The sequence below is a fragment of the Lachnospiraceae bacterium genome (genome assembly GCA_022794035.1).
Lineage (GTDB): Bacteria > Bacillota > Clostridia > Lachnospirales > Bianqueaceae > CALWPV01.
In genome coordinates, this window is the sequence record JAAWDX010000005.1 from 113,993 (window position 1) to 128,696 (window position 14,704).

Annotated in this window: 13 protein-coding genes; 11 read left to right on the top strand and 2 right to left on the bottom strand. The window is 51.4% G+C overall.

Features of this window, described 5'->3' with window-relative positions; genetic code table 11:
* Nucleotides 1-9: 9 nt before the first annotated feature.
* The 9 genes from HFE64_05235 (at nucleotide 10) to HFE64_05275 (ending at nucleotide 10,420) form a co-directional block, all read left to right on the top strand.
* Nucleotides 10-1,335 carry an MATE family efflux transporter gene (locus tag HFE64_05235; GenBank protein MCI8632869.1) on the top strand — a complete coding sequence of 442 codons (1,326 nt, stop codon included), beginning with the start codon at nucleotides 10-12 and terminating at the stop codon, nucleotides 1,333-1,335.
* 166 nt (nucleotides 1,336-1,501) lie between these two features.
* The gene (locus HFE64_05240; GenBank protein MCI8632870.1) at nucleotides 1,502-2,044 is read left to right on the top strand and encodes a rubrerythrin family protein; all 543 of its coding nucleotides are present in this window, start codon (nucleotides 1,502-1,504) and stop codon (nucleotides 2,042-2,044) included.
* A 124-nt stretch (nucleotides 2,045-2,168) separates the two neighbouring features.
* On the top strand, nucleotides 2,169-3,173 hold the full coding sequence (locus HFE64_05245; GenBank protein ID MCI8632871.1) for a beta-lactamase family protein: 1,005 nt from the start codon (nucleotides 2,169-2,171) through the stop codon (nucleotides 3,171-3,173).
* 62 nt (nucleotides 3,174-3,235) lie between these two features.
* A complete protein-coding gene (locus HFE64_05250) occupies nucleotides 3,236-4,066 on the top strand; it encodes a serine acetyltransferase (protein ID MCI8632872.1) in 831 nt (276 codons plus the stop codon).
* A gap of 13 nt (nucleotides 4,067-4,079) precedes the next feature.
* A complete protein-coding gene (locus HFE64_05255; protein MCI8632873.1) occupies nucleotides 4,080-4,889 on the top strand; it encodes an HAD family hydrolase in 810 nt (269 codons plus the stop codon).
* Nucleotides 4,890-4,976: 87 nt separating this feature from the next.
* A complete protein-coding gene (pyrB, locus tag HFE64_05260) occupies nucleotides 4,977-5,894 on the top strand; it encodes an aspartate carbamoyltransferase (protein MCI8632874.1) in 918 nt (305 codons plus the stop codon).
* Between the two features lies 1 nt (nucleotide 5,895).
* Nucleotides 5,896-6,321 (top strand): aspartate carbamoyltransferase regulatory subunit, encoded by a 426-nt coding sequence (locus HFE64_05265; GenBank protein ID MCI8632875.1) that lies wholly within the window; start codon nucleotides 5,896-5,898, stop codon nucleotides 6,319-6,321.
* Between the two features lie 210 nt (nucleotides 6,322-6,531).
* Nucleotides 6,532-8,460: a S9 family peptidase gene (locus HFE64_05270; protein ID MCI8632876.1), complete on the top strand. Its 1,929-nt coding sequence runs from the start codon at nucleotides 6,532-6,534 to the stop codon at nucleotides 8,458-8,460.
* Nucleotides 8,461-8,488: 28 nt separating this feature from the next.
* Complete coding sequence (locus tag HFE64_05275; protein ID MCI8632877.1) at nucleotides 8,489-10,420, top strand: S9 family peptidase; 1,932 nt, start codon at nucleotides 8,489-8,491, stop codon at nucleotides 10,418-10,420.
* 96 nt (nucleotides 10,421-10,516) lie between these two features.
* Here the strand turns inward: HFE64_05275 and HFE64_05280 are convergent, their stop codons facing one another.
* The gene (locus HFE64_05280; GenBank protein MCI8632878.1) at nucleotides 10,517-11,569 is read right to left on the bottom strand and encodes a Fic family protein; all 1,053 of its coding nucleotides are present in this window, start codon (nucleotides 11,567-11,569) and stop codon (nucleotides 10,517-10,519) included.
* A gap of 312 nt (nucleotides 11,570-11,881) precedes the next feature.
* Between HFE64_05280 and HFE64_05285 the strand changes: the two genes are divergently transcribed.
* Nucleotides 11,882-13,276 (top strand): uracil-xanthine permease, encoded by a 1,395-nt coding sequence (locus HFE64_05285; protein MCI8632879.1) that lies wholly within the window; start codon nucleotides 11,882-11,884, stop codon nucleotides 13,274-13,276.
* A gap of 53 nt (nucleotides 13,277-13,329) precedes the next feature.
* On the opposite strand, the gene HFE64_05290 is transcribed toward HFE64_05285, so the two are convergent.
* On the bottom strand, nucleotides 13,330-13,473 hold the full coding sequence (locus HFE64_05290; protein ID MCI8632880.1) for a hypothetical protein: 144 nt from the start codon (nucleotides 13,471-13,473) through the stop codon (nucleotides 13,330-13,332).
* Between the two features lie 176 nt (nucleotides 13,474-13,649).
* Between HFE64_05290 and HFE64_05295 the strand changes: the two genes are divergently transcribed.
* On the top strand, nucleotides 13,650-14,702 hold the full coding sequence (locus tag HFE64_05295) for a P1 family peptidase (protein MCI8632881.1): 1,053 nt from the start codon (nucleotides 13,650-13,652) through the stop codon (nucleotides 14,700-14,702).
* The last annotated feature ends 2 nt before the right edge of the window (nucleotides 14,703-14,704 follow it).

Consider the following 14,704-nt stretch of genomic DNA (forward strand, 5'->3'; position numbering starts at 1 on the left):
GAGGGAAAAATGGCGAATCGTGATTTAACAGTGGGCGAGCCTGGCAGAGTGATTAGAAGCTATTGCCTGCCGCTTTTTGGCAGTGTGTTTTTTCAGCAGATGTATAATCTGGCTGATAGCTTTGTGGCAGGGCGTTTTATCAATGAAAATGCTTTGGCAGCGGTAGGAAACAGCTATGAGATTACGATGATCTTTTTAGCATTTGCAGTGGGCTGTAATACGGGCTGCTCCGTCATCGTTTCCCGTTATTTTGGCGCTAAGGATTATAAAAAAGTCAAAACAGGGATTACGACCTCTTTTATCGTCACGGCCATTGTTTGCCTGCTCTTTATGGCAGGAGGGCTGCTCTTTGCTTCTCCTATACTCCGGCTGATCCGGACGCCGGCCGATATTTTCCAGGATTCCTTAGCTTATCTGCAGATCTATATCGGCGGTCTTTTCTTTGTTTTCTTTTATAATGTGGCCAATGGTGTGTTTTCTGCATTGGGAGATTCAAAAACGCCGTTTATTTTCCTAGCGGTTTCTTCTACTGCGAATATTGCCATGGACATTCTGTTTGTAGCCGTATTTGACTGGGGCGTCATCGGCGTAGCGCTGGCGACCTTTATCTGTCAGGGAGCTGCCTGCATTCCGGCGCTTGCTGTTATGGCGGTCAAAATGCGGAGGCTTTCCAAAACAAAAGCGCCTTGGTTTACCTCCGGCGTCTTCAAGGAGTTTACCTCCGTTGCCATACCGAGCGTTTTGCAGCAGGGATTTGTTGCGGCAGGCAATATTATCATTCAGAGTGTAGTGAATACCTATGGCGCGGCAGTGGTGGCCGGCTATTCGGCAGCGGTAAAAATGAATAACTTGGTAACATCATGCTTTACAACGATTGGAAGCGGCGTGACTAATTATACTTCGCAGAATCTGGGCGCCGGTAAGCCGGAGCGGATTAAGGCCGGCTTTAAGGGTTCTGTTCGTTTCATGTGGACAATTGCGATCTCTATGTGTCTGCTGTATTTTTTGTTCCCTGCTCAGCTAATCCGGGTCTTTCTGAATCAGCCCTCACAGGAAGCGCTGCAGTCGGGCGTGGACTTTTTACGCATTGCTTCGCCCTTCTACATAGCGGCCGCGTTTAAAATCACATGCGATTCATTCTTATGCGGCGCCAAGCGCATGGGCTATGTGGTATTCAGTATTTTTCTGGATCTGGGGCTGCGCGCTGCGATTGCCATTATTTTCTCCGCACTGTTTCAAACGGCATTTAGCGTCTGGTTTGCATGGCCGATTGGCTGGACGATTGCTGCGGTGGTTACTTACCAGCTATACCGCCGAAAGCTGGGTATAGATTGAACTAGGATATGAGATGCCTTCGTTAGATATTGGTACAAAAGGGCCGGGCAGACAGATTGCCCGGCCCTTTTGTTTTTTATTTAAGAAGAGAGGATTCAATCCTTGCGAAGTCTTTAGTTGTATGATATAAATGATACTATCAACCTAATATTAAACAGGAGGATCTATGATGGACAACAAGTACGCGGGCACTCAGACAGAAAAAAATCTAGAGGCAGCTTTTGCAGGCGAGTCACAGGCGAGAAACAAGTATACATATTTTGCTTCTGCAGCAAAAAAACAAGGCTTTGAGCAGATCGCTGCATTATTTTTAAAAACAGCCGATAATGAAAAAGAACATGCCAAAATGTGGTTTAAGGAGTTAAATGGGATCGGCGATACAGCTCAAAATCTTGCTGCGGCTGCAGAGGGTGAAAATTACGAGTGGACGGATATGTATGAAGGCTTTGCAAAGACAGCAGAGGCAGAAGGGTTTCCTGAGCTGGCTGAAAAATTCCGGATGGTTGGTGAGATTGAGAAGCATCATGAAGAGCGATACCGTGCACTGCTTAAAAATGTAGAGACAGCGGCAGTATTTGAAAAGAGCGAGGTTAAGGTATGGGAATGCCGTAACTGCGGCCATATCATCGTCGGGACAAAGGCGCCGGAGATTTGTCCGGTGTGCGCACATCCTCAGAGTTATTTTGAAGTACAGGCAGAGAATTATTGACCAGAAAGCAGCACCTCTCTAAATTCTTTGATTTGGCGGAAGTGCTGCTTTTCTTTGCTGGACTTGTTGGAATCGATGCAGGTATATGTTACAATACGATAGAACAAAAGGGGGAAACACCGTTATGAATATAGAAGCAGTCATTGACCAGCAGTTTAGAGGCAATATCTATATTGTGCAAAACGCAGGCGTGATATATGAAAGAGAGAGCGGCTTTGCCGATCTGCCAAACGAGGTTCCCAATACACGGGAAACGAAATTTGCCAGTGCCTCCGCAGGCAAGGTATTTGTTGCCGTCGGCATTCTGCAGCTGATCGAGCAGGGCCGGCTGCAGCTTGACGATACACTGGGAATGTTTTTAAGTACAGAGCTGGGGGAGATGGATCCGCAGGTTACGATTCGGCAGCTTCTTACGCATACGTCAGGCGTGCCGGATTATTTTGATGAAAGCGTAATGGAGGAGTATGAGGAGCTGTGGACAGACTTTCCTAATTATAAAATCAGGCATAACAGCGATCTGCTGCCCCTCTTTATCCATAAACCGATGATGTATCCAAGAGGAGAACGCTTTCAGTATAATAATTCCGGCTATGTGCTGCTGGCGCTGATCATAGAAAAAATCACAGGAATGGACTTTGATGAATATCTTAAGATAAATGTGTTTGACGTCTGCGAAATGACGGACACAGGCTACTACGAGCTTGACAGGCTTCCGGCCAAATGCGCGCAGCATTATATTTACTGCGCTGATACAGGCGATTACCGCACCAACATCTTTTCAGTGGATGTAAAGGGAACGGGAGCAGGAGGCGCCTTTATTACCGTGACCGACATAGTCAGGTTTTGGACGGCTCTGCTGGAGGGGCGGCTCATTGCAAAAGCGATGGTCCGTGAAATGCTAAAGAAGCAAAGCGGAGATGGCGCCGATGAGGAAGAAGGCTATTATGGCTATGGCGTGTGGATCATCGAGAGTGAGCAAGGAGAGGACCTCGCTTATTTTCAGGGCTGTGACCCCGGCGTCAGCTTTATTTCAGAGTATAACCCCAATACCGGTACCATTTCTGTATTGGTAAGCAATTATGGCGATAATGTTTGGAAGGAAATGCGCAAAATCAGAAAGGCATTTTAGAGAGGAGAACCATGATTTCAGAATGGCTTGTTTCGGAGACAGCAGAGCAGGCAAGGCAGCTGATGCAGTATAATCAGGTGTCAGAAAACCCGCTTGGCGGCTATGGCATGAAAAAAAGAGTAGAGAAGCTCATTCAGCTGCTGCGCACCGCGATGTATCCCAGTATCTACTATGAAGGCGTGCCGGAAGAAAAGTTTTTACAGGCTATCGTCACGCAGCACTGGCAAAAAGCCGCCATGCTGCTTTATGGCATGGCCTGCGATGTGCTGCCCAATGAATGCCGCAAAGCGGAAAAGGATGGCGCACATTGTACGCATTGCGTAGAAAAAGCAGAGCGGCTGGTCAAAGAGTTTATGGAAAGTCTTCCGGAGATCAGCCGCATACTGAGTACGGATATTCAGGCCGCTTATGAAGGCGACCCGGCGGCCCGTTCGCCGGAGGAGGTCATGCTGGCTTACCCTGCCTTTGAGACGATCACCATATTTCGGCTGGCACACCGCCTGTTTGAGCTAGAGATGCCGCTGATTCCGCGGATGATGACAGAATATGCGCATCAGCAGACGGGCATAGACATTCACCCGGGGGCGACGATTGGCGAATATTTCTTTATCGACCATGGAACGGGCGTGGTGATCGGCGAGACCTGCCGGATCGGCGAGCATGTAAAGCTCTATCAGGGGGTTACGCTGGGCGCCAAAAGCTTCCGGCATGATGACGAGGGGCGGCTGGTCAAGGGCGGCAAGCGGCATCCGGATGTGGGCAGCCATGTTGTGATCTATGCAGGCGCTACCGTACTGGGCGGCGATACCGTAATCGGGGATGACAGCGTGATCGGGGGCAGCGTATGGCTCACACATTCTGTACCGGCCGGCAGCAAAATCTATAACGAATGAGAAGGAAAAACCGATGAATCAGCAAACGCTATATGTATCAGACCTGGACGGGACGCTGCTGCGAAAAAATGAGCGCACCTCTGCTTATACTAATGAGGTGATCAATCGTATGACAAAGCAGGGGATGCTGTTTTCGTATGCGACGGCCCGTTCGATCGTAACAGCAAAGAAGGTCACAGCGGGACTGGAGGCGAAGATCCCGTTGATTGTCTATAATGGCGCCTTTATTATTGACAATCAGACAGGTGAGCTGCTGGCCGCCAATTATTTTGAAGACAGCGTAAAAGCTCTGATCAAGGATCTGATGGGCCATGACGTATATCCTATTGTGTATGCAATGCTTGAAGGGGCGGAGCGCTTTTCTTACTGGGAGGAGAAGTGCTCCCGGGGGATGCTGGATTTTATTGCCACCAGAAATGACAGCCGCAAGCGGCCGGTAAGAAGCGAAGAGGAGCTCGGGGCGGGACGCTGCTTCTATATCAGCTGCATTGAATCAGAGGCAAAGCTAAAGCCTTTGTATGAAAAGTATCAGGAGCAGTATCACTGCGTCTATCATAAGGATATCTATTCAGGAGAGCAGTGGCTGGAGATCATGCCTAAACAGACAACCAAGGCGCATGCCATCTGTCAGTTAAAACGGCTGTTAAACTGCAGCCGCGTAGTTGCCTTCGGGGACGGAATCAATGACAGAGAGATGTTTCAAATCGCGGATGAGAGCTATGCGGTGGCCAATGCAGCAGAAGCCTTAAAGCAGCTCGCCACTGGGGTGATCGGAAGCAATGAGGACGATGGCGTCGCCCATTGGCTGGAGGAAAATGCATAATCTGTCCTTGCTTTTGCAGCGCGCAGAGTGTATAATTCTATGAAATGTTATATGCAAGCTGTATGACTGAAAACGGAGGTATCTATGTTGCGGCATTTTTTAAATCCAATGGACTTTTCGGTAGAAGAATGGGACAAGCTGCTCGATCTGGCGGAAGCGATTAAAAATGATCCTCAAAAATACGCCCATGTATGCGATGGGAAGAAGATTGCGACGTTGTTTTACGAGGCAAGCACGCGGACGCGGCTGAGCTTTGAAGCTGCCATGCTGAATCTGGGCGGTTCAGTGCTGGGCTTTCATTCGGCAGAATCCAGCTCTGTTTCCAAGGGCGAGAGCGTTAGCGATACGATTCGTGTTATATCCTGCTTTGCCGATATCTGCGCGATGCGCCATCCAAAAGAGGGTGCGCCCATGGTGGCGGCGGCCAAATCCAGTATCCCGGTGATCAACGCAGGGGACGGAGGCCATCAGCATCCGTCGCAGACGCTGACGGACTTATTTACGATCCGTTCATTGATGGGCCGGCTTGAAAACCTGACGATTGGGCTTTGCGGCGATCTGAAATTCGGCCGGACAGTGCATTCACTCATCAACGCGCTTACCCGCTATGCGGGCATTCGCTTTGTGCTCATCTCACCAGAGGCGCTGCGTGTGCCGAGCTACATCCGCGACGAGGTGCTGGAGCAGAAGAACATACCTTATAAAGAAGTAGAAAATCTGGATTCGGTGATGCCGGAGCTGGATATCCTATATATGACGCGTATTCAGAAGGAGCGGTTCTTTAACGAGGAGGAATACATCCGCCTGAAAGACAGCTACATCTTGGATGCGGCGAAGATGAAGCTGGCCAAGAAGGACATGCTGGTGCTGCATCCGCTGCCGCGCGTGAATGAGATCGCCGTGGAGGTGGATGATGATCCGCGGGCGGCCTATTTTAAGCAGGTACAGTATGGCATGTACGCGCGCATGGCGCTGATCATGACGCTGCTGGGATTGGAGGAATAGTATGTTAAACGTAGGAAAAATTGAGCGGGGCATTGTGCTGGATCATATCAAGGCCGGCTGCGGCATGTCGATTTACCGGGATTTAGGACTGGACAAGCTCGATTGCTGCGTGGCCATCATTCAGAATGCGCGCAGCGGCAAGATCGGCCGCAAGGATATCATCAAAATCGAGGATGCCATGTCCAACATCGACCTCAATGCGCTGGGCTATATCGATCCGGATATCACGATCAATGTAGTCGAAAACGGAGAGATCGTGGAAAAACGGCGCATTCAGCTGCCCAAGAGGATCACCGGCGTCATCAAATGCCACAATCCGCGCTGCATCACCTCCATCGAGCAGGAGCTGCCCCATGTGTTCGAGCTCAGCGACGAGGAGCGCAAGATCTATCGCTGCATCTACTGCGAGGAAGCCTATAAAAGATAATCCGGAGCCTGAAAACGAGGAATCGTTTTCGGGCTTTTTTAAAAACTAGGTTCGTCCCTAAAAAACGCTGGACGGCCCGCGCGCAGCGTGGTATAATAAACTTTATATTAAAACATTTTTAAAAAGCCGGCCAGGCCGGCAAAAGGATGATCGGCATCGCCTTTTTCGCGCTGTGCGCGGCGGGGCGTGGTCAAATGAAAGGAGATTCAGATGAAACAGAAGATTGAAATCGATTCGTTTTTGAAGTTTCAATTTGTGAGCAATCCGACTTTTTCACCCGATGGAAAAAAGGCGGCATTTGTGGTGCAGCAGGCGAATTTAAAGGATAATAATTATCCGGGTGATATTCATTTGCTGGACATAGAGACAAAGACGACATCGCAGCTGACGAGCGGCGGCGATGCAAAAGGATATGTGTGGACGCCGGAGGGAACGCTTTTGTTTGCGGCAAAGCGCACGAAAGAGGACAAAGAGGCGAAGGATGACACGATTTTCTATGAGATCAGCCCCGAGGGCGGCGAGGCGAAGAAGGCCTTCAGTCTGCCGATTCAGGCGGGACGGATCGAGCCGGTGGACAGCGATCTGTATGTGGTTTCGGCGACGCAGAATAATGGCCAGCCGCTCAAGGATCGTGCCTATGAGATCATCGAGGAGTCTCCGTTCTGGTTTAACGGACGCGGCTTCACGGCAGGGCTGCGCGGACGGCTGTATCTGTACCGCCGCTCTACGGGCGAGCTGACGGCGATCACGGAGCCGTTTTTTGATGCGGGCGGCTTTGAGCTGAAGGGACATCAGATTTTATACCGCGGCGCAGAGTGGAAGAGCGGCATGAAATATGAGTTTGCCGGCGTGTATCTGTATGATATCGATGCCAAGACCACGCGCTGTCTGGTGGAGCCCAATCAAAAGCCGGGTTATACGATGGATTTCTGGACCGAAGGCAAGTTTATGCTGGCAACCAATGAGGGAGAGTGCAACCCCGGCATGGACTACAGTGAGTTCTATGTATATGATATGGAGACGGGCGAGGGCAGCAAGCTGGCTCCGTATGAACATAGCATTGGCAGCGGCTCTGTGGGCAGCGACGCCAGACTGGGCGGCGGACGCGGCAAGAAGCGTCTGGGCGATCAGTGGTATTTCATTACGACGGTGGATGACAGCGCATACCTGCGCACGATTTCGATGGATGGGCAGATCTCTGGCAATCTGACGCCGGATGGCTCGGTGGACAGCTTTGATGTCAATGAGGAGCATCTGCTGACCTGCGGCATGTACGGTAATAAGCTGGCAGAGCTGTATCTGGACGGCGAGCAGGTGACGCATTTTAATGACTGGTTTGAAAATGAATATGAAGTGATTACGCCTGAATATCACAGCTATACGGGCAGCGACGGCGTGGAGATCCACGGCTGGGCGCTGAAGCCCTTTGGCTATGAGGTGGGCAAGAAATATCCCTGTATTTTGCATGTGCACGGCGGTCCGCGCACGGTGTTTGGCAGCGTATATCATCATGAAATGCAGATGTGGGCCAATGCCGGCTTCTTCGTTATTTTCTGCAACCCGCGCGGCAGCGATGGACGCGGCAATGAATTTGGCGATATCTGCGGCAAATACGGCACGGTGGATTATACCAATCTGATGGAGTTTACGGATGAGATGCTGAAACAATATCCGGATATCGACCAGAGCAAGGTGGGCGTGACCGGCGGCTCTTACGGCGGCTTCATGACGAACTGGATTATCGGCCATACAGACCGCTTTGCAGCAGCCTGCTCACAGCGCTCGATTGCTAACTGGACGGTATTTGAGCATACCAGCGATATCGGCTATAGCTTTACCAAGAACCATCAAGGCGCGCATACGCGCGATGACATGGAGAAGCTGTGGTGGCATTCTCCGCTTAAATATGCAAATCAGTGCAAGACGCCGACTCTGTTTATTCATTCAGACCGGGATTACCGCTGCTGGATGGCCGAGGGCATTTCGATGTTTACGGCGCTCAAGATGCATGGCTGCGAGTCCAGACTGGTGCTGTTCCATGACGAGACGCATGAGCTGTCCCGTTCCGGCAAACCGCAGAACAGAATCCGCCGCATGGAAGAGATTCTGGGCTGGATGCAGAAATATTTGATGGCCTAAACCTAGCTGCTAAATAAGGGAGATTACTATGGAAAACGTTGTATATCAGGACCTATATCAATTTAACTTTCTCTCCGATCCGGTGATTGCGCCGGACGGAGCTCACGCGATCTTTGCTAAGCAAAACGCGGTAGAAGAGAAAAACGGATACACCTCCGAGATCTGGGTGATCGATCTCAAAACCAAGGAGTATCATGCGCTGACCAGCGGCGGCGACGAGCGCGGCGCATTCTGGCTGGACGCCGAGACGGTAGCCTTTGTCTGCCACCGGCAGAAAACAGAGGGTACCTGCTGGTACAAAATCAATATTCACGGCGGCGAGGCGCAGCCCTATCTGACCGTACCGGAGCGCGCGGGACAGATCAAGCTCATCGATGAAAACACCTATCTGTACACGACGGTGGTCGAGACGGGCGCCGAAGAAAAGGCTGAGAATAAGGCAGAGCTCGGCAAGGATTTCTGGGTGTTTGACGAATTCCCCTTCTGGTTCAACGGCCGCAAGGTCATCAACAAAAAGCGCAGCACGCTGATGCTGCACAAGGACGGTGAGACCAAGGCCATCACGCCGAAGTATCTCGACATGATGGGCATGCAGCTTTCTCCGGATAAGACAAAGGTCGTGTTCGGCGGCTGCGAATACACCGACGTGCTGCAGCGCACGAGCGGCATGTATCTGTACGATATCGCCACGGGCGAAACAACGACGCTGATTCCGCAAGGCACACTTGCCGTTGGCAGCTTCTATTTCATGGGAGATGACGAAATTTTCTATACGGGGCTGGAGGATGAAAAGCGCGGCGACAACCCGGATTACTATATCTACAATTTGAAGACGCAGACCAGCAAAAAGCTGCCCTTCCCCGATGCTTCGCCCCATGGCGGCGTTGGCTCCGATGCTAATATGGGCGGCGGCAATGGCATGAAATATGAAAATGGCTATCTGTATTTTACGCAGACGGTTTGGGGCAATGTGCATCTGGTGCGCATGGATCACGAGGGAACGATAGAAAAGGTTTGTGTGACGCCCGGATCCATCAATGCCTTCGACATGGCAAACGGCTACATCCTTTTTACCGCTATGCGGGGCAATGATTTGGTGGAGATCTATGAGCTGGCGGACGGCAAGGAGACGCGCCTGACAGCGCTGAACCAGCCGTATATGCAGAGCCACAATGTGATTACGCCGGAGTATTTTACGTTTGAGAACCGTGCAGGCGTGACGCTGGAGGGTTATGTGCTGAAGCCGCTTGGCTTTGAGAAGGGCAAGAAGTACCCGGGTATTTTGGAGATGCACGGCGGACCGAAGGTGGCGTTTGGCAGTGTGTTCCATCATGAGATGCAGTGCTATGCGAATCAGGGGTATTTTGTGTTTTATACCAATCCGCGCGGCAGCGACGGCCGCGGCGATGCCTTTGCGAAGATTAACGGCATGCTGGGTACGATTGATTATGATGATTTTATGGACTTTACCGATGAGATGATCCGGCGCTATCCGGAGCTGGATGCGGAGCATATCGGCATCTGCGGCGGCTCTTACGGCGGATATATGTGCAACTGGATGATCGGTCATACCGACCGCTATGCGGCCGCAGCTTCGCAGCGCAGTATTTCTAACTACTTTACGAAGCTGATGTGTACGGATATCGGGATTACCTACGATATGCCGCAGGCGGGCGGCGATCCGTGGAATGATTTTGATCAGGTGTGGGAGATTTCGCCGCTTAAGTATGCGCCGAATGCGAAGACGCCGACCCTGTTTATCCAGTCGGATGAGGATTATCGCTGTTGGATGAGCGGTGCGGTGCAGATGTTTAACGCGCTGCAGCAAAACGGCGTGCCGAGCCGGATTGCGCTCTTCCATGGGGAGACGCATGAGCTTTCCAGAAGCGGCAAGCCGAAGAACCGGATCTCTCGTCTGACGGAGATGGGCGACTGGTTTGAAAAGTATTTGAAGGGCTGAAAATGTAAAAGAGTGTATAAAACGCCAAAAGCCATTGAGGACAATGGTTTTTGGCGTTTCTCTATGTGTTGGGAAGGTTAGCGGGGAGGTTTGCTTTTATTTCTCATTCCAAACGTAGGACGTGTACCGTCCGCCGCCGACTTTTAGGATCTCACCTGTTTTCAGCAGATCTGCTAACGCACGCTGGACGGTGATCTGACTGATGTCCGGGCACTGCGCCATGATCTCACTTTTTGTGATCTTGCCAAGATGGTTTTTAATGATCTCTCGCACCCGGCCGGGCTTGGAAAGGGCATGGTTGGTCAGCAGTTTGACTCTGCTTTCAAAATCGCGGTAAGCGGCCATAAGAATGCCTAGCATATAGGTAACAAACGGCATGTAGTCGTTGGTAGCTTCATACCAGTTGCAGGAGCTGGATTGCAATGCTTCATAATAGGTTTCTTTGGTGTCGGAGATTAGTTTCTCAATGCTGATATACTTGCCGACAATATAGCCAGAGCGGTACAGAAGCAAGAGCGTCAATAGGCGGCTCATGCGGCCATTACCATCGTTGAATGGATGGATGCAGAGAAAATCTAAAATGAAAATAGGGATGAGCAGCAGCGGATCTAGTTCAGAATCTTGTAGTGCTTCTTGAAAAGAATGGCACAGTGCATGGAGTGCTTCCGGTGTTTCCCATGCGGGAACAGGCTGGAAACGCACGATTCGTCGCCCATCCGGCAGTTCTTCTGCGATCACATTATCCGAATTTTTGAAGCTACCGCCGATTGTTTTGCCGCTGAACTTATACAGGTCACGGTGGAACTGTAGAATAACAGATGGGTTTGGTGAGATATAGTCATGGCTTTCATGGATCGTCGCAAGGACATCACGATAACCAGCAATTTCTTTTTCACTGCGGGTTGTGGGCATGGTCTTGTCCCGGACTATTTGCTTCAGTCGATCATCGGTAGTGATGATTCCTTCAATGCGATTCGATGCTTCGGTGCTTTGAATCTTTGCTACCTCTAGGAGAGCGGAAAGCGCATCTGGCTTGGCTTCGATGAAAAGATTCTGCTGACCTCTGTATTCGTGAATCTGAGTCAGATAGGCCACGACCTCGGGTGTCAGAAGTTTGTTATATTCTGATTTGAAGTAAAAGGCTCTCATTTGGTTTCTCCGTTTATTATGAATTTGATTGTTTTTAGTGATTATATTGTATTGAGCATTTGCATCAATGTCAATGGTTAATTTTATCATTATATTAAAAATGATAAAATTAAAATTGTATTTTGTGGCTTTAATGTGCATTGTCAGCGCAGTGTATGTGTTTTTCGGATTAGCTTTTTATCATACCTCGGCCAGTTTTGAATTTTGCCGATTTTTCAGAAAAATTGTCTTGCTATCTGGCAGCAAACTCGTTATAATAGCCTGTGGCCGGGTAACGGCCGGACAATTACATATCTTAGGAGGATATACGCGATGAACAATCCTAATGCGCCCATTCGCGACGCGCGAACGCTGGGCATTCCGAAAATGCTGCTGCTGGGGATCCAGCATATGTTTGCTATGTTTGGCGCTACGATTCTGGTGCCGATTCTGGTGAACAGCTATTTTAGCGGGGAGCTTACGCAGGCGCTTACCGTACAGGTGACACTGTTCTGTGCCGGCTTTGGAACGCTGTTTTTCCATGTGTGCGCTAAAATGAAGGTGCCGGCCTTTTTAGGCTCATCCTTCGCCTTCCTTGGTGGCTTCTCCACCATTGCAGCGCTTGACAGCGGCATTTATGCCGGCATGGCGATGAACGAGAAGATCCTTTACGCCTGCGGCGGTATTGTGGTAGCCGGCGCGCTGTACTTGATCATGGCGCTGATTATCAAGCTGGTAGGAGTGAAGCGGGTGATGCGCTTCCTGCCGCCGGTGGTGACGGGGCCGATCATTATCTGCATCGGACTGAGCCTGGCAGGCTCTGCGATTACCAATGCATCCAGCAACTGGATTCTGGCGCTGATTGCATTAGGAACGATCATCATTTTCAATATCTGGGGCAAAGGAATGTTCCGCATCATTCCCATTTTGATGGGTGTGGTGATCGCCTATGCGGCGGCTGTGATCATGCATCTGTGCGGGCTGACGAATCCGGATGGTTCTGCGATCCTGAATTTTGCGCCGATTGCCGAAGCCAGCTGGGTAGGTCTGCCGCCCTTTGAGATCTGCAAGTTTGATATCACGGCGATTCTGGTGATGGCGCCGATCGCGCTGGCGACCATGATGGAGCACATCGGCGATATGTCGGCAATTTCGGCAACGGTGGGTGAAAACTATATTGCGGATCCCGGCCTGCACCGTACGCTGATCGGCGATGGCATTGCCACTTCGCTGGCCGGCCTGGTGGGCGGCCCGGCGAATACCACCTATGGCGAGAACACGGGCGTGCTGGAGCTTTCCAGAGTGCATGATCCGCGTGTGATCCGGATTGCGGCCATCTTTGCTATCCTGCTGAGCTTCATTCCCAAGGTTTCTTCTGTGATCAGCACGATGCCGGCTGCCATTATCGGCGGCGTTAGCTTTATGCTGTACGGGATGATTTCCGCCATCGGCGTGCGTAATGTAGTAGAAAACAAGGTGGATCTGACCAAATCGCGCAACCTGATCATTGCGGCTGTGATCTTTGTATGTGGCCTGGGCTTTGGCGGCGGACTGACCTTTACGGTCGGCAGCGTATCGATTACGCTGACAGGGCTTGCCGTAGCGGCCATCGCAGGTATTGTGCTCAACATCATCCTGCCCGGCAATGATTATGAGTTCGGTGTGAATGCCGAGGGCGATAAGAACCGCGGTGTAAGCATCAATCCCGGGAAAAAGGAAGAGAAATAATCAGTGGACTAAGAGAGTGTCTCCGGAAAATGGGGATTGCTCTCTTTTTCTATCTATTTGCTGGCGCGCTTGTGGCCTGTGGTTTGTGGCTTATGGCCTATGGCCTGCGTCAGCCTTGGCTGAAATCGCAAGAATGGCTGAAGATTTTCAGCTATTTTGACCTGTTCCGCCATATCTGGGAGAACTTTGTCAGCCATAGACTTTTCAGAAGCTGTTTGTGACGGGGAGTTTTCCACCACCACCCGCCCGTTCCGCCAGACATGGCTGAAATTTTTCAGCTAATTTCAATTTTTCCGCCACGCGGGGCGCACGGGTGTGGCGAGGGCGCGAGCGCAAGCAGCGCAACAACATCCATCAAGAAACGAGGCATACAATGGGAATTGAAAAATGGAATATCCCATGCGGCGTGATGCCGCATGGACCAAGGAACTTAATCAGCGACGTGCCGGGCGTTACAGTGGGACACACCACCATCCACGAGGGCGACCACCATACCGGTGTGACCGTCATCATGCCCTGCACCGATAATATTTTCAAACATAAGCGCGTAGGCGCGGCCTATGTCCACAATGGCTACGGCAAGACGCTGGGCACGATCCAGATACAGGAGCTCGGTACGCTGGAAACGCCGATCGCGCTCACCAATACGCTCAACGTAGGGCTGGTGCACGACGCACTGGTCGATTATACGCTCACACGCTGTGAAGAGGACGGAACCGACTGTGTATCCGTCAACGCCGTAGTCGGCGAATGCAACGACAGCTCACTCAACCGGATTGCTCAGCGCGCCGTCACAGCTGCCCATGTAAAAGCCGCCATCAAAAACGCCCGCCCCGACTTCGAGGAAGGCAGCATCGGCGCCGGCACCGGCACACTCTGCTATGGATTTAAAGGCGGCATCGGCTCCGCCTCGCGCATCATGAAAATCGGCGGCCAAAGCTTCACACTGGGCATTCTCGTACAGTCCAACTACGGCAGCACCGCCGACTTTGTAGTAAACGGCCGCCCTGTAGGGCGGGAAGTGCTGGAGCTCATGAAAACGAAAGACTTCACCCCGGCGCAGGTAGACAAGGGCTCGATTATGGTCGTGCTGGCAACCGACCTTCCGGTAACGTTCAGGCAGCTGCAGCGGATTGCCCGCAGAGCGGGAGCAGGACTGGCTCGTACTGGATCCTTTATTGGCCATGGCAGCGGGGAGATCATGCTCGCCTTTAGCACGGCGCAGGCGTATGACGAGGACGAGGCGTTCGAGAGCCGCCGGCAGGTGAAGGAGGAGCTGCTGGACGTAGCGTTCCGGGCGGCGGCTGAGGCGACCAATGAGGCGGTGCTTTCTTCGATGCTGCATGCGCAGACGGCAAAGGGGCTGGATGGGCGCGTATGGTATTCGCTGGCGGATTTTGAGCTGTTTGAGGAAAAGGAGGTATAGCT